We start from the raw sequence: 680 nt of genomic DNA, 5'->3' as shown, positions 1-680 counted from the left end.
GAAAAGCCGACCTATTACAGTCAAAAGCGCAATTTGACCGCCGCAAGGAAAACTAATTCTTTTCTGCAAGCGGTGCATTCTCAAGTGCTTCAGGATGTGATGGGCAGGCTGGAAAAGGCGTTTAATGCATTGTGGAATAGTGGGTTCGGATTCCCACGGTTTAAGAAGCGTTTTCGCAGCTTTAACTTCCCGCAGTTGGGGAAAAATCCCATTGGTGACAATCAAATCAAGTTGCCTGTATTTGGCTGGGTGAAGACCGTGATGCACCGTCCTATCCCTGATGGGTTTGAGGCGAAGCAAGCACGGGTGGTTAAACGCGCTTCTGGCTGGTATATCCAGTTGGTAATCCAAAGCGACGTCAAAATACCAGAACCCCCAATTAAAGGCCACGCCATTGGTATTGATGTGGGGTTAAGTCATTTTGTTGCTACATCAGACAACGAGTTGATAGCAAGACCTCAATTCTTTGTGGAGGCACAACACAGGCTGAAAGTGCTGAACCGTGCCGTTGCCAGAAAGCAGAAAGGTTCAAAGAACCAGCAAAAAGCTTGTCAACGAGTCGCCAGATTCTATGAACGAATTGCGAACCGACGCAAAGATTTTCACCGTAAGTTAGCCCATCATCTCTGCGACCAAGCAGGGATGATATTTGCGGAGGAGTTGAACCTAAAAGGACTGGC

General features: G+C 47.5%; 1 protein-coding gene. It reads left to right on the top strand.

Features of this window, described 5'->3' with window-relative positions; genetic code table 11:
- On the top strand, positions 1–680 hold a 680-nt coding region (locus AACT35_RS10035; protein WP_254048022.1), incomplete at both ends, for an RNA-guided endonuclease InsQ/TnpB family protein.

This window comes from Synechococcus sp. BDU 130192 (genome assembly GCF_963876085.1).
In the GTDB taxonomy this organism is placed as follows: Bacteria; Cyanobacteriota; Cyanobacteriia; order Cyanobacteriales; family MRBY01; genus MRBY01.
The sequence above is the reverse complement of the archived record's forward strand: the minus strand, read 5'-3'. Positions and strand labels throughout refer to the sequence as shown.